The organism is Collimonas arenae (assembly GCF_001584165.1).
In the GTDB taxonomy this organism is placed as follows: domain Bacteria; phylum Pseudomonadota; class Gammaproteobacteria; order Burkholderiales; family Burkholderiaceae_D; genus Collimonas; species Collimonas arenae.
Window position 1 is genome coordinate 4,692,659 of record NZ_CP013233.1, and the last position, 21,216, is coordinate 4,713,874.

The window sequence follows — 21,216 nt, forward strand, 5'->3', positions numbered from 1 at the left end:
GATGTTGTCTCTTTTGTACAAGTTATCCTGGAAATTGGGGCGATTGTACACCCGATTTGTAGTGAAAATGACCAACTTTTGTAGTAAGGTATTTTCCATTTTCCGGATGCCGTTGCTTTATTACGCAAAGCCCGGGTTTTCGCCGTTTTTCCCTGTTTATTCTTCAATTTCCTGATCAAGAAACCGCCATGAAAATTGCCGTATTGGATGATTATCAAGACAGCGTCCGTCATCTCGATTGCTTCAAGATGTTGGATGGCCACGACGTGAAAGTGTTCAACAATTCTGCGCGCGGAACCGGGCAGTTGGCGATCCGCCTGGCCGAATTTGACGCGCTGGTGCTGATCCGCGAACGCAGCACGTTTTCAAAGGCGCTGCTGCAAAAATTGCCGAACTTAAAAGTGATCTCGCAGACCGGCAAGGTCAGCGGCCATATCGATGTCGAAGCGGCTACCGAAAACGGCATCGCTATCGTTGAAGGCATTGGTGATCCAACTGCGCCGGCTGAACTGACCTGGGCGTTGATCATGGCTGCCAGCCGCCGTATTCCACGCTACGTCGCCAATTTGCAGCAAGGCCAATGGCAAACGGTGTCGTCGCTGCCGCAAAACAATGTGCTCGGCAATGTCCTCAAGGGACGGACACTGGCTATCTGGGGTTATGGAAAAATCGGCCGCATGATTGCCGGCTATGGCAAGGCGTTCGGCATGCGCGTGCTGGTCTGGGGCCGCGATGCCAGTCGCGCGGCAGCGCAGCAGGATGGCTATCAGGCCGCCGAATCGAAACAACAGTTTTTTTCTGAAGCCGATGTGCTGACATTGCATTTGCGCCTGAACGATGCGACACGCGGCATCGTTGAAGCCGGTGACCTGGCGCTGATGAAGCCGAGCGCTATCTTCGTCAATACCAGCCGCGCCGAACTGGTTGCCACCGATGCCTTGCTGCCTGCCTTGCAGCAAGGTCGGCCAGGTTACGCGGCGCTGGATGTGTATGAGACCGAGCCGTTGCCGCACACGTCCCCACTGTTGCAGATGGAGAATGTGCTGGCGTCGCCGCATCTCGGTTATGTGGAAAAAGACAGTTACGAGCTGTATTTCCGTGCGGCCTTCCAGAACCTGGTGGACTTTGCCAACGGTACGCCGAAGAATGTCCTGAACCCGAACGCCCTGTTGCAAAAATAATCGCAGGGGGCAGCGCGCCGAGCCTATGTCAAATCAATCGTCGTCCGCGCCACTCGGCAGGATCAGCTTGTTCAGCCTGGCGGCGGGTGCCGCCAGCGTGGTGTCGTGCCACATGCCGTTCCAGCCGGGCGGCCATGGCAGCGGTGGACCGCTGTACTCGGGTACGTTCTTGCGCACTGGGATCACCGGCAGGCTTGGCGGCAATACGCCGCCGCTCCAGCCGAGGCTGAACGCATAGTCGGGCAGCAAGGCGTCGCAGATGTGGGCAAACCAGTTGCTGTGATCCTCGTCGCGTCCCAATGCCTGCGCCAGGCCGTGCGGATCGAATTGCGCCAGGGCGCTCGCCAGTTCCGGCACTGAAGCGCCGGGCTGGTCGCCCCAGCCGAGGATCGGATTGAAATTGTAATCGGCGCCGGAACCGTACCAGCCTTCGCGCCATGGGCGTTCCATCCAGTTGCGGCGACCGCAAAATAGGTGCCAGCGCCAATGCAGGCCGGACGGTTTGGGCCAGTTGTACAGATACAAACGCTGATAACCGGCGCGATGCAATTCGCGCACCAGCGCCATCAGGCGCGCATGCGGCATGCGATCCGGTGGCGCCCGCCGGAACAGGATCGGCTCGCCATCGGCATGCTGCAATTCGTCGGATGACAGGTTCATGTCGAGCGTTCGCACTTCACTACCGAAGCGCGCGGCGACCCAACCGGTCAACAGGTTGACCGAGGTGATCACGCCATAGCCGCGATAGCGATGGAAAATAACAGTGCCGGGTGCGATGGGTTTCATGTGCGATGCTTAAAAAAGGGCTTATGCTGAAATCAAACGCTACCAGTGTAGCTGCTGCGCCGCGTTTTCATAGATAGCACGCTGTAACAATCTTTGATTGATACAGCCCGCCCGTAAAAACACGAGGCAGTGATTTTCTTTGCCATGTCCTAGTATAATCAGCCAACCCACAAGGCAGAAAGGACTAGCCACATGAAGCAACGTCCACACAATGCAAGTGAAAAGAAAGTCGATCCGCCCGATGCAGTGCCAGACGGCAGTGCGTTTTCCGCCAGCAGGCGCAATGCCATATTGCTGACCGGCGTCAGTTTCGCATTGCTGAGTACGCCACGCTGGATGCGGCAAGCATCCGCCCAAACCCAATCCCCCCTCCCGTAACACCCGCCGCATCCGCATCCTCTCCGCAAAATCCCGCCAATCAGCAGCAAAGTAATTTCCTGGCTCTATCGACATTGTTGACCGGTACGCAAAAACTCAATCCGCGCACCGGCACGAGAATCTATGGCGCGCTGAGTACGCAGGCGATCGAGTTTGAAAAGCAGGCTGCGGCGCTTTGGCAATACGCGCTCGATCATCAGATCAAGGATGTGGATAACCTGGCGGCGGCGGTCGGCAACGATTCTGCGCTCTCGCTGGTATTGCATCGGATTATCAGCGCCTGGTATCTGGGCGTCGTCGGCGACGACGGCGTAACCGGCGGCGCCAAAGTCGTCTCATTCGAGTCGGCGCTGATGTTTGACCAGGTCCGCGACGCGGTGGTGGTGCCGACCTATTGTCGCGCCGCTCCCGGCTATTGGGTGACACAACCGGCAGTCTTGAAAGCGGGGGGTTGAACATGGCCGATAACTTGTCTGCCGATGTCGTGATCGTGGGTTCCGGCGTCGCCGGCGCTTTGGTTGCGCATCAACTTGCCTTGTCTGGCGCATCGGTACTGGTGCTGGAAGCCGGGCCGCGGATCGAACGCTGGCGCATCGTCGAAAACTATCGGAATACGCCGAGCAAAGACGATTTCATGGTGCCCTACCCGTCCACCAAATATGCGCCGCATCCGGAATACACGCCGGAAAACAATTACCTGATCCTCAAGGGAACACACAAATACAATTCGCAATACATCCGCGCAGTGGGTGGTACGACCTGGCACTGGGCCGCCGCTGCATGGCGCTTCCTGCCTAACGACTTCAAGATGAAAACCTTGTACGGCGTCGGCCGCGACTGGCCGATCAGTTACGACGAGCTGGAGCCGTACTATTACCGCGCCGAAGTCGAGCTTGGAGTATCCGGCCCCAACGACGGCACCGATCTCGGCTCGCCGCGCAAACAGCCGTATCCGATGGATCACCTGCCGCTCTCGTGGAATGACCAGCGCTTCAGCGCCGTCGTCAATGCCGCCGGCCATAAGGTCGTGTCGGAGCCGGTGGCGCGCAACAGCCGCGCTTACGACCAGCGGCCGAACTGCTGCGGCAACAACAACTGCATGCCGATCTGCCCGATCGCCGCCATGTACAGCGGCATCATCCACGTCGAGAAGGCCGAGAAAGCCGGCGCCAAGGTGCTGGCCGACGCGGTGGTCTACCGCATTGAGGTGGATGCCAAGGAACGCATTAGCGCAGTGCATTACAAGGACCCGGACGGTGTCACGCATCGTGTCACCGGCAAGTATTTCGTGCTGGCGGCGAACGGCATCGAGATTCCGAAACTGATGCTGATCTCGACAGACGACAAGCATCCTAACGGCGTCGGCAACAGCTCCGACCAGGTCGGCCGCAACCTGATGGATCATCCCGGCACCGGCGTCACTTTCCTCGCCAACGAAGATTTATGGCCGGGACGCGGGCCGATCGAAATGACTTCCTTGGTGGATATGCGCGATGGCGCTTTCCGCTCCGAATACGCCGCCAAGAAGCTGCATCTGAATAACATGGCGCAGACTAATCATGCGGCGCAAACGGCGCTGAAGAATGGATTGGTCGGCGTCAAGCTGAACCAGGAAATCCGCCGCCGCGCGGCGCGCACCGTCAATATCAACAGCTTCCACGATATCCTGCCGAATCCGGAAAACCGGATCCGGCCGAGTGCCGACAAGCGCGATGCATTGGGCATCCCGCAACCGGAGATCACCTACTCGATTGATGACTACGTAAAGAAAAGTGCGGTGCTGACGCACCAGACCTACGCCAGCATCGCGGCAATGTTCGGCGGCACAGAAATCCAATTTGCAGACGATTTTGCGCCGAACAATCACATCATGGGCGCGGTCATCATGGGTGGCGATCCGCGCGATTCGGTAGTTGATGCCCATTGCCGTTCGCATGACCACGAGAACTTGTTCATCGCCAGTAGCGCCGTGATGCCGGTGGCCGGTACGGTGAATTGCACCCTGACGATCGCGGCGTTGTCGCTACGCATCGCCGATACCTTGAGGACAGTGCTATGACGGCCCGCCATCACTTTTCCCGCTGGATTGGCGCTGTGGCCTTGGTCGCCGGCGTGGTGCACGGCGCGTATGCAGCCGATGTCGTCAATGCGGCCAATCCGCCCCCCGGTCCCGGTCCGAACGCCGACCAGATCAAGCGTGGCGAATATCTGGCCAAGGCCGCCGACTGCATCGCCTGCCACACGGTAGACCCGGCCAAGCCATTTGCCGGCGGTTATCCGCTGGCGACGCCGTTCGGCACCATCTACGGCCCCAACATCACGTCCGACAAGGAAACCGGCATCGGCAACTGGAGCGACGAAGATTTCGTTCGTGCGCTGCATGAAGGCATCGACGACGAAGGCAAGCATCTCTATCCGGCGTTCCCCTACGCTTCTTTCACCAAGCTGTCGCGTGACGATGTACTGGCGATCAAGGCCTATCTGTTCAGCCTGCCGCCGATACAGCAGAAAACCCCGGAAAACAAATTGCCGTTCCCGCTCAACCAGCGTTGGGTCCTGGCGGGCTGGAATCTGTTCAATTTCAAGCCGGGCGAATTGAAGCCCGACACCGCCAAGAGTCCGGAATGGAACCGCGGCATGTACCTGGTCGAAGGGCTGGCCCACTGCCAGGAATGCCATACCCCGCGTAACGTCACCATGGGCGTCGACGGCAAGCGCGCCTTCGGTGGCGCTCAGCTGGGCGGCTGGACCGCGTTCAACATCACGCCCGATCCGGTCAGCGGCGTCGGCGGCTGGAAAGATGAAGAATTGATCCAGTATCTGAAGACCGGCCTGGTTCCCGGCAAGGCCTCGGCCGCCGGCGGCATGGCCGAAGCGGTCGAACACAGCTTGCAATACCTCAACGATGACGACCTGAAAGCAATCGTCACTTATCTGCGCAGCGTGCCGGCCATCAATGATGCAGCCGACAAGAAGCCGCGTTATGCATGGGGCCAGCCGTCTGACGACGACGCTGATTTGCGTGGCGTTGCAACGGTATCGGTCAGCAACAACGCATCCGGTGGCGTTGAACTGTTCAGCGGCAATTGCGCAAGTTGCCATTCAGCCAGCGGCAGCGGCGTGGTCGGCGGTTATTACCCGTCATTGTTCAGCAACAGCGTGGTGGGTGCGCGCGATCCGGGCAATCTGCTGATGGTGATCCTGAATGGCGTGCAGCGTCGCGGCAAGAATGACGAGGCTTTCATGCCCGGCTTCGCCGACCATTTGAACGATGCCCAGATTGCCACGCTGGCCAATTACATCCTCAAGCAATACGGCCATGCCGACGCGCCGGCTATCACGCCGGAGCTGGTCAAGACCCAGCGCCAGGGTGGGCCGGCATCGCCGTTGCTGACTTTATTGCCGGTGGGGCTGGCGGCAGCGGCGTTGATCGTGGTATTTATACTGTTTTTACTGTTCGGACGGCGTCGGCGCAAACCATCGCCGTGACAATCGACCGGCAATAATTGCAGAAAAGGAAACGGAATACCATGGCTTTACGCATCATCGCCACCGGCGGAACCTTCGATAAACACTACGACGAGATCGCCGGTAAATTGACCTTTGCCGCCAGCCATCTGCCGCAGGTGATCCAGCGCGCCCGGATCACCGTCGACATCGCGCTGGAAGAATTGCCGTTGCTCGATTCGCTCGACATGCAGGACATCGACCGTCGCCGCGTGCTGGCATCCTGTTCGCACGCGAGCGAGCAGGCGATCGTGATCATCCACGGCACCGACACCATGCGCGATACCGCCGCCGTACTGGGCGCAGCTGCGCTCGACAAGACCATTGTGGTGACTGGCGCGATGATTCCCTATTCGATCGATAACTCAGACGCGTTGTTCAATTTCGGATTTGCCTGCGGGGTCGCGCAAGTGTTGCCACCTGGCGTCTATGTGGCGATGAATGGCAAGATTTTTGCGTGGGATAAAGTCGAAAAGAATCGTGCGGCAGGGGTTTTCGAGCCACTTTAATTTCGCTCTGACACCCGCTGCAATTCGAGCAGGCAAAAAAACGGAGCAGGCTAGCTGCTCCGCATCGGTAATCAACCACATTAGCAAACCGGGGATAGCCTTCGCCGATCCCCGTTCAATACCCTCACTGGGTCTTGGCAGTTTGCGCCATGCCGCGCGCTTCCAGCAGCGGTCCGACATCGGGACCACGTCCATAAAAATCCTTGAATAATGCGCTCGGATCTTCACTGAAGCCGCGCGACAGTATCTTGGCCCGCAGCAGGTCGCCGTTGGCGCGCTTGAGGCCGCCGTGGGTGTTGACCCAGTGCTCGGTATCCTTGGCCAGCACGTCGCTCCAGATATAGGCGTAGTAACCCGCCGAGTAGCCGCTGGCGAAGATGTGCTGGAAGTATTGTGTGTGATAGCGCGGCGGCACCACGTATCCTTCACCGCCGGTCTTCTGCAAGGTTTGCGCTTCAAAATCCATCACCTCCGTGGCTGACGGCGTCTGCCCTGCCGGCAACTGGTGCCATGCCTGGTCGAGAATCGCTGCTGCCAGATACTCGGAAGTTTCGAAACCGGCATTGAATTTGTGCGCGGCCAGCACTTTTTCCATCAGTGCGCGCGGCATCGGCTTACCGGTTTTGTAGTGCTTGGCATAGTGCGCAAGCACTTGCGGATTATGCGACCACATTTCATTGAATTGCGACGGATATTCGACAAAATCTTCCGGCACCTGGGTACCGGCGAACATCGGATACTGCACGTTCGAGAACAAGCCGTGCAGCGCGTGGCCGAATTCGTGGAATATGGTGTTGACTTCGTCGAAGGTCAGCAGCACCGGCTTGCCTGCAGGTGGCTTTGGAATATTGATATTGTTCGACACCACCGGTTTGGTGCCAAACAGGAGCGACTGATACACATAGCTGTTCATCCAGGCGCCGCCCTGCTTGTTGTCGCGTGCAAAGCCGTCGAACAGGTACAGGCCAAGCGGCGAGCCGTCGGCGTTGGACACTTCGAACACGCGCACATCCTGCTGGTACACCGGCAGGTCGGAGCGTTCTTTGAACGTCACGCCATACAATTCATGCGCCGCATAGAACACGCCGTCTTTCAGTACGTGGTTCAACTCGAAGTAAGGTTTGACCTGGGTTTCGTCGAAGTTGTAGCGCGCCTTGCGCACCTGTTCAGCATAGAACGCCCAGTCCCACGGCTGTAGCTTGAATGGCTTGGTGTGCGCGGCCTTGGCCTGGCGGTCGATCAGCTTCTGGATTTCGGCCGCTTCCTTGTGGGCATTGGCCGCAGCGGCGGGCGCGAGTTGCGCCAGCATCCGGTTGACGGCTGCCGGTGTGCCTGCAGTCTCGTCTTCCAGCACATAAGCCGCGTGGTTGGGATAACCGAGCAACGTCGCGCGTTCGGCGCGCAGCTTGACGATCTGGGCGACGGAGGCGACGTTGTCGTCGCTACCGCCGTCGGCGCGGGTAATGGAGGCTTTATAGATGCGTTCGCGCAGCTGGCGATTCTTGAGCTGCGCCAGCACCGCCTGGTCGGTGGTGTTTTGCAGCGGGATCACCCACTTGCCCTCAAGGTTGCGGCTCTTTGCCGCCTGCGCTGCAGCGGCAATTCTTTCTGGCGGCAAGCCATCCAGGTCGGCCAGGCGGTCCACCACCAGCGCACCGTTGTTGTTCGCCTTCAGCAAGGTTTGCTGGAATTGTGTGGTGAGTGAGGAAATCTGTTGGTTCAGTGCACGCAACCGGTCTTTGTCTGCCGAGCTCAGGCGCGCACCCGCACGGACGAATTTGACGTGATAGCGCTCCAGCAGCCGGAGCGATTCCGGATCGAGGCCAAGGCCGGCGCGCTGCTGATAAAGCTGGTCGACGCGGGCGAACAGCGCCGGATCGAGCAGGATGGCATCATTCTGCGCCGCCAGTTTTGGCGCCACATCCTGCTGGACCTGGTCCAGCGCAGGGCTGGTGTTGGAACCGGTGAGATTGAAAAACACGTCCGAAACGCGCGTCAGCATCTGGCCGGAGCGCTCCAGCGCGACAATCGTATTATCGAAAGTCGGCGCCGCGGGATTCTTGGCGATTGCCGCCGCTTCCTGGCGTTGCTGGGCCATGGCCTGCTCGAAGGCAGGAGCGAAATCCGAATCCTTGATCTTGTCGAACGGTGGCAGGTTGTATGGCAGGGAACTGATTTGGGCGAACGGCGATGGCGCCGTTGCTGGACTTGTTGCTGCCGTTGGAGTGGCGATGGAGCTGTTCGGTTTGGTGCCGACATCGCAGCCCATCAACCCTGTGCCAATGGTCAACATCAATCCGCATGCCGAGATACGTTGTATGGAAGCTTGCATCAATTCCCCTTGTCTATTTGAACTGGATATTGTTTGCGCAATAACAAAAATCAACGCGAACCTTGTGGATTGGCGTTGAGATCTCGTTTGCGTGCAGCAACATTCTACGCTTTCGGCGTTAATTCGCAGCATCGCCAAAAGGTCTAGTGCTGATCAAGGCCTATGCAGATGTTTTGCGCGGCTGAGGCGATACAGGGAGAGAAAATCGCCGGACGCAGTGAGTGTGCGTCCGGCTTGATACCAGTTGCCGTTAGAACCGGTGCTGGATACCGGCAATCACGCCAGTTTGGCTGTTGCCGTAGGCCAGGTCGTCACGCGACAGGCCGACCAGTTGCTGGTTCTTGGCCTTGGCGTAGGCCGCGCTCAGGTACAGGTCGGTACGTTTCGATAATGCGTACTTGCCGCGCACCGAATACATGATCGGGTCCGCATCTTTGCCATTGGCGACGTTCTTGATGTCCTGATAGTAGATCGCGCCGATCAGCGTGACTACCGGCGTCACTTTGTAAGTGGCGCCGCCCCAGAAGAAATCGCTGCGCAGGTCGGGTGCGTTGCTGGCCAGCGTCTTTTTGTAGTTACGATAGCCGAGGTCCAGTCCCAGGTTGCTGGTGACCTGATAATCGCCGGCCAGGTGGATGCTGGTGGCTTTATCGTAACCGCTACCGAGCGTTGCCGCTGCGCCGTTGACGCGGTCGAATGTTGCGGCGATCCGGAACGGACCGTTTTCATAGCCCACGCCGAGCGCGTACTTGGCGCTGTCGCCGTTGCTGCCGGCAACTTCACCGAAGCCGTAGGTCGCACCTAGCTTGAAGCCGCCGAATTTACCCTGGTACTTGAGCATGTTCGGCAGGTTGGTCAGCATGCCGTCCTTGCGGCCGCCGGTGGCGCCGGCTGATGTCACCCACGAATACTGGCCCGAATAACCCATCGGATCGAATGGCAGGATGAAGTCATAGGTAGTCGAATAGGAACGGCCAGCGACGATGCGGCCGAAGCTGCCTTCCAGGCCGACATTGGCTTGCCGGCCGAACAGCAGACCGGCGCTGTCGAATTCGCCGGTGTCGGTCTTAAAGCCGTTTTCCAACTGGAACACGGCCTTCAGTCCGCCGCCCAGATCTTCCGTACCGCGAAAGCCGATGCGCGATGTGTTCATCGCGCCGGAACTCAAGCGGAACAAACCATCCTTGCTGGCATTGGCGTTGTTCACATATTCAACGCCGGTATCGATCAGGCCGTAGACGCTGACGCTGGTTTGAGCGTGCGCGCCGCAGGCTATCGTGCCGAGTGCGGCGAGCGTTGCCGTCGCCAGGTATTTTCTTGTCATGTTGCTTCCTCCGGTTTGATTTTGATGACTATTTTTTTGTTGCTTGTGCTGTTACCGCTGAGCGGCACAAACGCTACTGCGTGATATCGACCTGAGTCCCCCCTTTCCCCGTGATGTCTTAGAACGCCCACAGCGCGTCTTGCGGCAATTGCAGCCAGTACTCCCCCGGCGACAAGCGATGCCGCGCATAGGCGCGCAGGACGGTGCTGTCAGCGCCACTCTCGGCGCCGTTGCGGAACACGCACTCCCAGCGGTCGCCCAGATACATGCAGGTCGACAGCGGCAGCTTGATGGCGTTTTCCAGAGGTATATCGGAGATGTTGACCTGCTCGACGCGAATGATGGCGATGGCCTCTTTGCCGTCGTTATTGACAGCCTGGCCGCGCAGCGTTGCCTTGACGTTGCCGCCTTCCATTTGCAATAGCGCCTGAGCGCCATCGCGCTGCAAAATCTTGGCCGGCAGGCGATTGTTGCTACCCATGAATTCGGCGGTGAACAAGGTATCCGGCGTCTCATACATGTTTTGCGGCGTGCCTTGCTGTTCGATCTTGCCGTTGTTGAGCAGCAGGATGCGATCGGAAATCGCCATCGCTTCGGCCTGGTCGTGCGTGACCATCAATGCCGACAAACCAAGCCGCACGATGAGTTCGCGCAAGAAAGCACGGGCTTCCTCACGCAGCTTGGCGTCCAGGTTCGACAAGGGTTCGTCGAGCAGGATGACCGGTGGGTTGTACACTAGCGCGCGCGCAATCGCCACGCGCTGCTGCTGGCCACCGGACAATTGATGCGGGAAGCGGTCGCCCAGATGACCGAGGCCGAGCTGGATCAGTACGGTATTGACACGTTCGGCAATGTCGCTGCCGCCCATCTTGCGCAACTTCAGGCCATACGCAACGTTGTCGAACACTGTCTTGTGCGGCCACAATGCATAGGACTGGAACACCAATCCGAGGTTGCGCTCTTCGGCTGGGATTTCCAGCTTGCGCTCGCCGTCATACATGGCGCGCGCACCGATCTGGATGGTGCCGGATTTTGGCGATTCGAGACCGGCTACTGCGCGCAGCAAGGTGGTTTTGCCGCTACCGGACGGTCCTAGCAACGCGACCACTTCGCCGCGTTGCAACTCCATCGATACGCCTTTGAGAATCGGATTGGCGCTGGCGCCGCTGCCGTAGTCGAGATGCAGGTTGTTGACACTTAATTCGCTCATGATGATTTCCTGGATTAGTCGTGCAACTTGACGCCGAAGCGCAGTGCAATGCCGAGGCCGATGGCCACTAGCGTGATGTTGATGAAGGACAGCGTGGCAACCAGATCGACCGAGCCCGAGGCCCACAACGAGACGATCAGGGCGCCGATGACTTCGGTGCCGGGCGACAGCAGATAGACGCCGGTCGAATACTCGCGCTCGAAAATCAGGAACACCATCAGCCACGCACCGAGCACGCCGTAGCGCACCAGCGGCAACGTGACGTCGCGCGTCACCTGCGAGCGGCGGGCGCCGACCGCGCGCGCCGCCTCTTCCAGTTCCGGGCCAACCTGCAACAATGCCGTGGTGATCAGGCGCAGGCCATAGGCCAGCCATACCACCGAGTACGCCAGCCAGACCGAGAAGATGGTCGAGCGTAATTCGCGCAATTGCGGAATGAAGTTTTCCACCAGCCACGCCGCGATGAAGTTGTCATGGCCTTGCAGCAGCTTGTCGAGGAACGACGGCACAAACAGGAACACCCACAGGAACGACAGTCCGGCCAGCAGGCCCGGCACGGCGCGCGGGATCAGCACGCTATAGTCGAGGAAGCGCGTGATGCCATCTGATTTGCGATGCATCGCCAGCGCAATGCAGCAATAGCAGGCCACCGCCAATGCGCCGCCGATGACGCCGATCATGATGGTGTTGACGATGCCGCGCACCAGCGATGGTTGATCCATGATGTCGCGGAAGTGCTGCAAGGTCAGCGCATCCATCAGCGACACGCCGTAACCCCAGTGTGAGACAAACGCACGCAGGGCGATACCGGACAACGGAATTACGATGGTGAACACCAGCCACGCCGCGATCAGGCTGAACGCCAGCCATTTCCATTTACCCAGCGGCAGCGCCTTCTGACGTGCGCCCTTACCCTTGATCGAGACGTATTTATTGGCCGAGCGCAGCAGCCAGCGTTGGATCATCACCAGTGGCAAGGTCACCGCCACCAGGCAAACCGCCACTGCCGCCATCAGATGATAGGACGGTGTGCCAAGTTTGTTCGTCAGTTTGTAGAGATAGGTCGGCAGCACCAGATGGCCTTCGGGATCGCCCAGCACCAGCACCAGGCCGAACACTTCAAAGCCGAGGAAAAATACCAATACGCCGGCATACGACAGCGCCGGCAGGATCATCGGCAGCGAGACATTGAGCGCGACCTGTAGCGGCGATGCGCCGGCCACACGTGCTGCTTCTTCGACATCGGCGCCCAGGCTCTTCAGTGCCGCCGATGCATACAGATAGACGTGCGGCACGTGAGTCAGGCCGGCGATGATGACGATGCTGGGGAAGGCATACACGTTCCACGGTGTCGCCTCGATGCCGATCATGCGCAGCAGATCCTGCACCCACACGGTATAGAAACCGACCGGTCCCATCGATACCACGTAGCCGAACGCAATCACCATTGGCGACACGAAAATTGGCACCAGCAGCATCGGCGCGATCCAGTTGCGGCCCGGCAGATCGGTGCGCACCATCAGGAACGCCAGCATGCCGCCCAGCGGCACGGCGATCAGTGCCAGGCCGGTGGCCAGCAGCAAGCCGTTGATGAAAGCCTGGCGGAAATCGGGATCGTCAAAAATGAAGCGATATGGTTCCAGGCTAAGGGTCTTGATCGGCGCAAAGAACGGGGCCGACAGAAAGCTTTGATAGAAAATCAGGGTCAGCGGCAGGAAGATGGCTATTGCTGCCAGCGTGACCACCAGTCCGCGCGGCCAGTTAATGCGCGCCAGCCGGGAGCGGCTGGCCAGCGGATGGGGAGGTGAAATGGATGACATTTTGTACCTTGCAGAAAAACCTGCGTTTAAAGAATCTGTCATCCCCGCGCACGCGGGGATCCAGGTTGGCAAACGAAATAGGCAAAAATGGATTCCCGCGTGCGCGGGAATGACAGGGACGCCAAGTTTGGGGCGCCAAGTCGGGAGCGCCGGCCGTCGTTAATTTATTTCTTTCCTGCGGCGGCTTTCCATTGCTTCAGGAATGCCAGGCGCTTGGTCTGGTCCAGGTATTGCAGCAAGGCCGGTGTGACAGGAATCGGCTTGAGTGCTGTACCCAGTTGCGTAGTCAGTGTCGCCAGAGTGGCGTTACCGCTGACATCCGAGCGCAGCGCATACAGCTGCGATTCGTTCGAGATGATGGCTTGGCCGCGCTTCGACAGCAGGTAATCGATCCACAGCTTGGCGGCATTCATGTTCTTGGCCGATTTGTTGATGAACACCACGCGCGACAGCACCAGGTTGTAGTCTTTGGTAAAGGCAACGCCGATCGATGGATCTTTTGCCGCGCGCGCCTGCGCGTAGGAACCGATCACGTTGTAGCCGATCAGGTTCTCGCCGGAAGAGATGCGCTCCAGCATGGTGCCGGTCGACGATTGCACGCGTACGCCGACATCACCCAGCGCCTTTGCCAGATCCCAGAATTGCGGATTCAGCTGCGCATCTTCGGTGATGAAGGAAAAGCCGACGCCGGATTTTTCGATATCGTAGGTGGTAACCTTGTTGCGGAACTTGTCTGCCTTGGTGGTCAGCAGCTTGGTCAAATCGGCATGCGTGGCCGGCACTTCATCGGCGCTTACCAGGCGCTTGTTGTAGACGATGGCAACCGGCTCGAAGGTGGTGCCGTAGGCGGTGTCCTTGAAGTTGGACCAGGCTGGAATCGCTGCGGCTTCCGGCGATTTGTATACCGCACCGTAGCCTTCGCTGACCAGCTTCACTTGCAGGTCCATCGACGAAGACCACAGCACGTCAGCCGTGGCGCCGCCAGCTGCCGCTTCCGAAATGAAGCGGTTATAGACTTCAGTCGAATTCATGTCGTTGAATTCCACCTTGACGCCTGGGTACAGCGCGCTGAAATCCTTGATCAACGGTTCTGCGGCCTTGGAATCGGTGGCGCTGTAGATCACCAGCTTGCCTTCCTTCTTGGCGGCATCGACGATCTTGGCGTAATCGGCCGGATAGCCGGCAGGGGCTTGCGCCGAGGCGTTGAGCGCGAAGCTCAACGACAAAATTGCGAGTGCGCTTGCCAAAGGTTTTTTGATAAACATGCGTGTCATCTCCTGGTGGGTTGAGTTATTCGTTATTCAAAAAGGCGCAGACGAGCCGCAGCAAGCCATGACATGGCTGCCACTTTCTGTACCTGGCGGAATTTTTTGCCGACGTTGTCGGCGCGGTCCGGCTTACCTGATCAAGCCAAGCTGGTCCGATTGCTTGCGATAGTCTTCGACGGTCTTACGGATGTATTTGGTCAATTGGTCACCGCTCATCGTCATTGGATAAAGGCCGTTGGCGGCGCGCAAGTGATTGAATTCCTGACTTGCCATCATCTTGTCGAAAGTCCTGACCCAGCGTTGATAGTCATCGTCGCTGACTTGCGGGCCCATGTAGACGCCACGGACGACCGGCCAGCTGATGTCGATTCCCTGTTCACGCGCGGTCGGCACGTTAGCCAATGTACCGGGCAAGCGTTTGTCGGATAGCACGGCAAGTACCCGGATTTCACCGTCGACGGCGTGTAGTGTGGCTTCCGAGGCATCGCCCGACACCAACTGGACATGGCCCGCACGCAACGCAGTAAAGGCTTCACCGCCGCCTTCCAGTGCGACGAAGCGCAAAGTTTTTGGATCGATCTTGCTGTACTTCGCCAGCATTGAAATCTTCAGCCAGTCCTGGCTACCGACGGTGCCGGCAGCGCCGATGGTGACGTTGGCAGGATTTTTCCTGAGGGCTTCCATCAGTTCGCGCAAGGTCTTGTAAGGCGAATCGTTGCGCACCGCGACCATGCCGTAGTCAACGCCGACAGCGGCTACCCAGCGCACATCGTTGACATCGGCGCGGCCGTATTTTCCTTGTGCCAGATTCATCAGGGAACCGCCGGAGAACGCTACTAGCGTATCGGCTTCGGCGCGTCGCTGTGTGACGATGGAATTCCAGGCGACGGCGCCGATGCCTCCCGGCAGGTAGCTGATCTTGGCGGCAGTCGGCTCCTGCGTTTGCAAGCCTTGCTGGATCAGTTTGCAGGTCACCGCCATGCCGCCGCCGGGCTTGGCCGGGGCGATGCATTGCACCGGCGCTGCATGAGCGCTGAGTGTGATGCATGCACCAAGTGCACAAATCCAGTTGATCGGGGAAGTCATTGTCTCCTACCCATTCTTTGTAGTTATATTTGCAATGCGTCGTAAATTTCCTTGCAGATAATTTACGCGGACTGATCGTGCATCCGGAAAGATCGAGCTAACCAGTCGATGCGCGCGTGCAGCCAGGGTTTTATTGGTTTTTCGCATCATAGCGGGCCGAGTCTTTCATTTTCCTTTCACTCGGATTTTGCCAAGCACGGCGTTCTGTGTGAGTATTGGCGCCTAATGTTTCCATACTTTCGCTTACAAGGCCATGCGGATTTTATTAATTGAGGACCACGTTGAACTATCGCGTTGGCTGACCAAGGCATTGCGAGATGCGCACTGGTCGGTCGAGTGCGCCATGAACGGCGCCGATGCCGACAGCTTGCTGCATACCCAGCAATACGCGCTGGTGATACTCGATTTGAGCTTGCCGAAGATGGATGGCCTGGAAGTGTTGAAGCGTTTACGTGCCCGCGGCAGCAAGACCCCGGTTCTGATCCTGACCGCGCGCGGTGGCTTGCAGGATCGGGTACAAGGCTTGAACTTGGGCGCTGACGATTACCTGGCCAAGCCATTCGAACTGGTCGAGCTGGAAGCACGGGTCAAGGCCTTGCTGCGCCGGGCTCAAGGCGGCGAAGCGCCGGTCTATAGCTGTGGCGCCTTGAGCTTTGACACGGTGTCGCGCATGTTCCGGTACGGCGACGCCGCGCTGGCGCTGACGCCGCGTGAACATGCGGTGCTGGAAGTGTTGATCAGCCGCGCCGGACGGGTGGTGTCGAAGGAAAAATTATTCGATGAAGTGTTTTCATTGGTCGACGACGCCAATCCCGACGCCATCGAAATCTATATCCATCGGCTGCGCAAGAAATTGCAGCGTAGTGAGGGTGGCCAGGAGGTCGCCATCACCACGTTGCGCGGCCTCGGTTACTTGCTGGAAGCCGTCGCCGAAAAATGATCCGCGCCTCCAAGCCGGCTTCGCCAACGGCGACCCGATCCCTCGGCAGCCTGCGCACCCAACTGTTGCGCTGGCTGCTGATTCCATTGCTGGTGCTGGTCGGACTCGACGCCTTTTCGGTATACCGCAACGCGCTGGACGTCGCCGACCTGGCGTATGACCGCGCATTGCTGGCGTCCACCCGGGCGCTGGCCGAGCGCGTGTCGGTAGTCGATGGCAAGGTGGTGGCCGATGTGCCGTACGTGGCGCTCGATAGCTTTGAAACCGACACTCTCGGACGCATTTACTACAAGGTCACCGGTACCCGCGGCGAATTCGTTTCCGGCTACGAAGACTTGCCGGCACTACCGCCCAACGTGCCGCGTTCGGAAATCTATCCGGCGCTGGTGCGGTTTTACCATGCGGACTATCATGGCCAGCCGGTGCGCATCGCCGCACTGTACCAACCGGTATACGACGATTCGATGCGCGGCATCGCGTTGATCCAGGTTGGCGAAACCATGGATGCGCGCAGCGACCTGACTCGCAAGATACTGTTCAGCACCTTGTGGCGTCAGGGTTTGCTGGTGACGGTGGCGGCGTTGCTGGTGTGGTTTGCGGTGCGCTTCGTGCTGCGTCCGCTGATGCAGCTGAAGGCGGAAGTGGAGGCGCGTTCACCAACCGATCTCGCTGATTTCGATGCCGATCGCGTGCACAAGGAAGTGCGGCCACTAGTCGCTGCCATGAACGGCTACATGGGGCGCTTGCAGGCGCTCATCACCGGCCAGCGTCGCTTTATCGCGGATGCATCGCATCAACTGCGCACGCCGCTGACGGTACTGAAGACCCAGGCCGAACTGGCGCTGCGTGAACTCGATCGCAATCCGAACGATGCGCGCGCCTGGCGCGACATGCGTGAGATCGTCGAAAGCATTGCTGGCACCACTGACTCCACGGTCCATCTGGCCAATAGGCTGCTGACCCTGGCGCGCGCCGAACATGGCGTGGTCGAGAGCGGGTGGTGCCGGTGTCGCTTACCGATGTGGTGCGCCAGGTTGGGTTGGAGTTGGCGCGTACGGCGGTCAAGAAACAGATTGATCTGTCATTCGATGCCGATGAAGGTGTCATGGTCAATGGCAATGCCTTGCTGTTGCATGAGCTGGTCAGTAACCTGGTCGACAACGCGATTCACTACACGCCGGCACACGGCAGGGTGATATTGCGAGTGCGACGCGACGATGCTGCGCAACGCGCGCTGCTGGAAGTGGAGGACAGCGGCATGGGCATCCCCGCAGAAGATCGCGAACGCGTATTTTCAGCGTTCTACCGCTCCCCGTCAGCGCAGCAGCAGAATCCGGGCGGCGCCGGCCTTGGTTTGTCGATTGTGCGCGATATTGCGCTGTCGCACGATGCGCAGATGAAATTGACGGCGGCTGAGGACGGCAACCCTGCCTGCCCGGGCCTGAAAGTGTCGATCAGCTTCCCGATGCCCTGATTCGGTATAGTATTGCGCAAACCAAGGAGGCAGATCTTGAACGATACTCCCAGCAAAGTGGTGCATGGCACGGCGTTGAGCGACGAACAGAAGAAGGACCTGCTGCATCGTTTGGCGCGCGTCGAAGGACAGATTCGCGGAGTCCAGAAACTGATCGCCAATGCTGCGGTGCCTGCCGATTGCGAGGGCGTCGCCCAGCAGCTGGCGGCCGCCCGCAAAGCGTTGGACCGCGCTTTCGTCACCTTGCTCACCGATGCCATCGTGACTCACACCGCCGCTGCCGCCACACCAGAGGAAGTGCAACAGCGTGTCAAGGATCTGGCGGCATTGCTGGATAAATTTGCCTGACCCCGAGTGCATCCGCCCGACAACAAATTAAGCGCATCCCGCATTTCTGGCAACTGACGCAATTCCTATAATGCAATTTCAGGCGAGCACTGAAAAAGGGGAAGCGGCATGGCGCCAGTCAACCACATAGCGACGACACAATCAGGCATCGGCATGATAGAAGTGCTGGTTTCGCTCGTCATCGTCGGCGCCGCCCTGCTAGCCCTGGTCGATGTCCAGACAGCTGCGCTGCGCGCCCAGAAGCTCGCGCATTTTCGTTTGATGCACAGCCATTTCAGCGCCAATCTCGCCGAGCGCGTGCGCGCCAATATGCGAGGCGCCCATGATGGCGGCTATAGTCTGTCGGGGCAGGTCTATCCACTGCCCCCTTCCGCTGTGCCGTCGTGTATCGAATCCGGCATTTGTTCGCCGCAAGAACTGGCTGCTGCCGACATTCACGAATGGCGCAACTGGCTGGCCTATTCATTGAGCGGCGGCTGGGGTGACATCAGCGGTTCGGTCACGCGGGTTTTACTGTCCGCATATATTTCAAGGCGCCGGAAGGACGGTGTGAATCGGACGCCGTCGACGTAGCGCACCATCCTGACGTGCATTGTATGTCGATGCATTTTTCCCATGAGCCAAAGCATCAGTGGACCGATGGCCGGAACGATTCGAATGTCGCCGCCACGTTTCGTATGTGCGGCAGGCGTAGTGCTTCCGGTGTTGCTGATTTTTCTGCTGGCGACGATGGTGCTGGCTTTTGCCGCATTGCGCAGCGCGACGGTGGAAGAGTTGATGGCTGCCAACGCCAATGACCGATTGCTGGCTTTCCAGGAGGCCGAACGGGCGTTGCGATTTTGTGAAAACCAGCTGCAAATGACACCGATTCCGGTTACGTTGCCGCAACTGGAACAGGGACCACAGCCAGCTGGTGGCAAAGTCACGAAAAGCCATTGGGAAATTGCGGAAAACTGGCGCAGCGATAGCGTTTCCGTCGCTGTCCCGGACATCTCCGGACCAGCCACGGCAGCGCGTTGCATGGTTGAGCGTTTGCAGTTGCAACCCGGCATGCGGTTTCACCTGGAGCCGCCGCCGCCAAGACCCGCCTTCAGAATTACTGCGCGCGCTGTCGGCGCCGGCGGCAGCGCAACGGTGATGCTGCAAAGTTATCTGCTTTTATGATACGGATTTCCATGACATCGAGAGAGTACCGCCAATGAAGGCGCAACTGCACTGCGTCATTGGGATCATCGTGTCGCTATGCGCGGCCGTCGTGCATGCCGGTAGTCCGCCACATCAACCTCCGTTCATCTACACTGCCAGCTATGAATCGGATTCATGGCTGGGACACCTCAAGGCCTTTCCGATGACCGACGATGGCGTCTCCGGCGTAGCGCAATGGGATGCAGCCGATTTGATTCCGCCATGGTCGCAACGCAGGATATTTGCTGCCGGCGCGGCGTTTCAGTGGCAGCAATTAGATGACGTGCAAAGAGCCATGCTATTGTCGGAGCCGGTCGTGCAATACCTGGCCGGCGACGATGCGCTGGAGGTTGCGCATGGCATCGGCCGGTTCCGCAATCGCAACGGCAAGCTGGGCGACATCATGCACTCTTTGCCTCTGTATGTGGGGCCATCCGATTCCGTTTATCACCTGATTCCGCAAGCCGCCGGTGGTGGTACATACAAGGAATTTGTCGGCAACAAGCGGCAGCGTCGCGCGATGCTGTATGTCGGCGCCAACGATGGCATGCTGCACGCTTTCGATGCGGTCACCGGCGTCGAAACGATGGCGTTCGTTCCGTCTGTTGTTTTTCCCTATTTACACGAACTGAGCGACGTCGCTTATCGGCACCGGAGTTTTGTCGATGGCCTGTTGACCGCCGGCGATGCGTATCTCACGCACGGAGGAAAGACCGGCTGGCGGACGATATTGCTCGGTTCAACCGGCAAAGGCGCAAAGAGCCTGTTTGCGCTGGATATCAGCGATCCGGAGAGATTGGACGGCAGCAGCGTGCTGTGGCAAAGAAGTGCCGACGACGACGGCTTTGGCGCTGCGGATGACGACATGGGTTACCTGCAGGGAGAAGTCTTCGCGGTCCGCTTGCGCCATGGCGGCTGGAGCGCGCTATATGGCAACGGTGACGACAGCAGTGAACGGCGCGCCGTGCTGTATCTGGCCGATCTCGCCAATGGGAGCCTGATCTGCAAGTTATACGCCGGAGTGCGTGATGCCGCGTTGCCAAATGGCCTGTCGACACCGGCGCTGGAGTTCAATCCGCAACGTGAAATCGTCGCCGCCTATGCAGGCGACCTGCTGGGCCATCTTTGGAAGTTCGATCTCGACCACGTCGAACCGGAGAACTGGGGAGTCGCATTCGATGGCGCGCCTCTGTTTGCCGCAACGGATGACCTTGGGCAGCGTCAGTCGGTCACACAGCAACCGTTGCTGGCGCTGCATCCGAAAGGCGGGAAAATCGTCATGTTCAGCGGCGGCGCAAGCACCGATATCGTTGGCCCGGACGTCAAGCGCGTACAAACTCTTTACGGCGTACGGGAGAAAATAGGTGCCGAGCCAATCTCCGGTCGCGCGCAGCTGCAACAGCAAACCTTGACGGCAACCGGCGACGGCCGCTGGACGTTAAGCCGCAATCCAATCGATTGGAGTCGCCAGCGTGGATGGTATGTTGATCTTCCCGAACAGGTGGGCCAGGTGGTCGGGAAATTGCAAATTGCCGACGGCGTATTGTGGGTGCTGACATTTTCTGCCGAACACCAGAAGTCGCATCTGCTTGCGCTCGATTACACCATAGGCGGGGCAACGGTCGGCACTGCGCAGGCGACATTTTTGCAAAAGACTTCCATGATCGAAGCGGTTGCTTCCACGACTACGCCCACCTTCATCAGGCTGCCTGACGGTCGCCGCAGATTTGTGGTTATCGACCGCAACGGCGTGCCGCGAGCGATTGAACTTGATACTGCGCGTGGGCCTGTGTTCAGGACCTGGCGTCAATTACCCGTGCCGCCAGGTCTTTCCGATTAAACGCGCATCATCGATAACGGGTATCGAT

Annotated in this window: 18 protein-coding genes and 1 pseudogene; 12 read left to right on the plus strand and 7 right to left on the minus strand. The window is 59.0% G+C overall.

Annotated elements, in window-relative coordinates:
- The first annotated feature begins 188 nt into the window (after window positions 1-188).
- Complete coding sequence (locus CAter10_RS21520; RefSeq protein WP_061535058.1) at window positions 189-1,181, plus strand: D-2-hydroxyacid dehydrogenase family protein; 993 nt, start codon at window positions 189-191, stop codon at window positions 1,179-1,181.
- A 33-nt stretch (window positions 1,182-1,214) separates the two neighbouring features.
- Here CAter10_RS21520 and CAter10_RS21525 read toward each other — a convergent pair whose 3' ends face one another.
- Entirely contained in the window at window positions 1,215-1,967 is a 753-nt protein-coding gene (locus CAter10_RS21525; protein ID WP_061535059.1) for a hypothetical protein, read from the minus strand.
- Window positions 1,968-2,159: 192 nt separating this feature from the next.
- On the opposite strand from CAter10_RS21525, the gene CAter10_RS21530 reads away from it, so the two are divergent.
- From CAter10_RS21530 to CAter10_RS21550, 5 genes are read left to right on the plus strand one after another with little or no spacing between them, the layout of a single operon-like run.
- Window positions 2,160-2,345, plus strand: coding sequence for a hypothetical protein (locus CAter10_RS21530; protein WP_061535060.1), 186 nt, complete (start codon window positions 2,160-2,162; stop codon window positions 2,343-2,345).
- Window positions 2,330-2,800 (plus strand): sorbitol dehydrogenase family protein, encoded by a 471-nt coding sequence (locus tag CAter10_RS21535; RefSeq protein ID WP_236905559.1) that lies wholly within the window; start codon window positions 2,330-2,332, stop codon window positions 2,798-2,800. Before CAter10_RS21530 ends, CAter10_RS21535 begins: the two co-directional genes overlap by 16 nt.
- Window positions 2,801-2,802: 2 nt before the next feature.
- On the plus strand, window positions 2,803-4,404 hold the full coding sequence (locus CAter10_RS21540) for a GMC family oxidoreductase (protein WP_061535062.1): 1,602 nt from the start codon (window positions 2,803-2,805) through the stop codon (window positions 4,402-4,404).
- The gene (locus CAter10_RS21545) at window positions 4,401-5,834 is read left to right on the plus strand and encodes a cytochrome c (RefSeq protein ID WP_082798021.1); all 1,434 of its coding nucleotides are present in this window, start codon (window positions 4,401-4,403) and stop codon (window positions 5,832-5,834) included. Before CAter10_RS21540 ends, CAter10_RS21545 begins: the two co-directional genes overlap by 4 nt.
- A 41-nt stretch (window positions 5,835-5,875) precedes the next feature.
- Window positions 5,876-6,361 carry an asparaginase domain-containing protein gene (locus tag CAter10_RS21550; RefSeq protein WP_061535063.1) on the plus strand — a complete coding sequence of 162 codons (486 nt, stop codon included), beginning with the start codon at window positions 5,876-5,878 and terminating at the stop codon, window positions 6,359-6,361.
- Window positions 6,362-6,485: 124 nt separating this feature from the next.
- Here the strand turns inward: CAter10_RS21550 and CAter10_RS21555 are convergent, their stop codons facing one another.
- From CAter10_RS21555 to CAter10_RS21580, 6 genes are all read right to left on the minus strand, one after another.
- Window positions 6,486-8,693, minus strand: coding sequence for a M3 family metallopeptidase (locus CAter10_RS21555; RefSeq protein WP_197467157.1), 2,208 nt, complete (start codon window positions 8,691-8,693; stop codon window positions 6,486-6,488).
- Window positions 8,694-8,943: 250 nt separating this feature from the next.
- Entirely contained in the window at window positions 8,944-10,017 is a 1,074-nt protein-coding gene (locus CAter10_RS21560) for a porin (protein ID WP_061535064.1), read from the minus strand.
- A 118-nt stretch (window positions 10,018-10,135) separates the two neighbouring features.
- Window positions 10,136-11,227, minus strand: coding sequence for an ABC transporter ATP-binding protein (locus tag CAter10_RS21565; RefSeq protein ID WP_061535065.1), 1,092 nt, complete (start codon window positions 11,225-11,227; stop codon window positions 10,136-10,138).
- Window positions 11,228-11,241: 14 nt separating this feature from the next.
- Window positions 11,242-13,047 carry an ABC transporter permease gene (locus CAter10_RS21570; protein WP_061535066.1) on the minus strand — a complete coding sequence of 602 codons (1,806 nt, stop codon included), beginning with the start codon at window positions 13,045-13,047 and terminating at the stop codon, window positions 11,242-11,244.
- 164 nt (window positions 13,048-13,211) lie between these two features.
- A complete protein-coding gene (locus CAter10_RS21575; RefSeq protein WP_061535509.1) occupies window positions 13,212-14,312 on the minus strand; it encodes an ABC transporter substrate-binding protein in 1,101 nt (366 codons plus the stop codon).
- A gap of 132 nt (window positions 14,313-14,444) precedes the next feature.
- Window positions 14,445-15,401, minus strand: a complete 957-nt coding sequence (locus CAter10_RS21580; protein WP_061535067.1) for a Bug family tripartite tricarboxylate transporter substrate binding protein — start codon at window positions 15,399-15,401, stop codon at window positions 14,445-14,447.
- A gap of 253 nt (window positions 15,402-15,654) precedes the next feature.
- Here CAter10_RS21580 and CAter10_RS21585 point away from each other — a divergent pair, with 253 nt between their 5' ends.
- The 6 genes and pseudogenes from CAter10_RS21585 (at window position 15,655) to CAter10_RS21610 (ending at window position 21,188) form a co-directional block, all read left to right on the plus strand.
- Window positions 15,655-16,341, plus strand: coding sequence for a response regulator (locus tag CAter10_RS21585; RefSeq protein ID WP_061535068.1), 687 nt, complete (start codon window positions 15,655-15,657; stop codon window positions 16,339-16,341).
- Window positions 16,338-17,815 (plus strand): annotated as a pseudogene (locus CAter10_RS21590) (sensor histidine kinase N-terminal domain-containing protein). The gene CAter10_RS21585 and the pseudogene CAter10_RS21590 overlap by 4 nt, the downstream one beginning before the upstream one ends.
- Before the next feature lie 36 nt (window positions 17,816-17,851).
- Window positions 17,852-18,163, plus strand: a complete 312-nt coding sequence (locus CAter10_RS21595) for a metal-sensitive transcriptional regulator (RefSeq protein WP_061535069.1) — start codon at window positions 17,852-17,854, stop codon at window positions 18,161-18,163.
- A 108-nt stretch (window positions 18,164-18,271) separates the two neighbouring features.
- The gene (pilV, locus tag CAter10_RS21600) at window positions 18,272-18,736 is read left to right on the plus strand and encodes a type IV pilus modification protein PilV (RefSeq protein WP_061535070.1); all 465 of its coding nucleotides are present in this window, start codon (window positions 18,272-18,274) and stop codon (window positions 18,734-18,736) included.
- 84 nt (window positions 18,737-18,820) lie between these two features.
- Complete coding sequence (locus tag CAter10_RS21605) at window positions 18,821-19,327, plus strand: pilus assembly PilX family protein (protein WP_061535071.1); 507 nt, start codon at window positions 18,821-18,823, stop codon at window positions 19,325-19,327.
- Between the two features lie 34 nt (window positions 19,328-19,361).
- On the plus strand, window positions 19,362-21,188 hold the full coding sequence (locus CAter10_RS21610; RefSeq protein ID WP_061535072.1) for a pilus assembly protein: 1,827 nt from the start codon (window positions 19,362-19,364) through the stop codon (window positions 21,186-21,188).
- The last annotated feature ends 28 nt before the right edge of the window (window positions 21,189-21,216 follow it).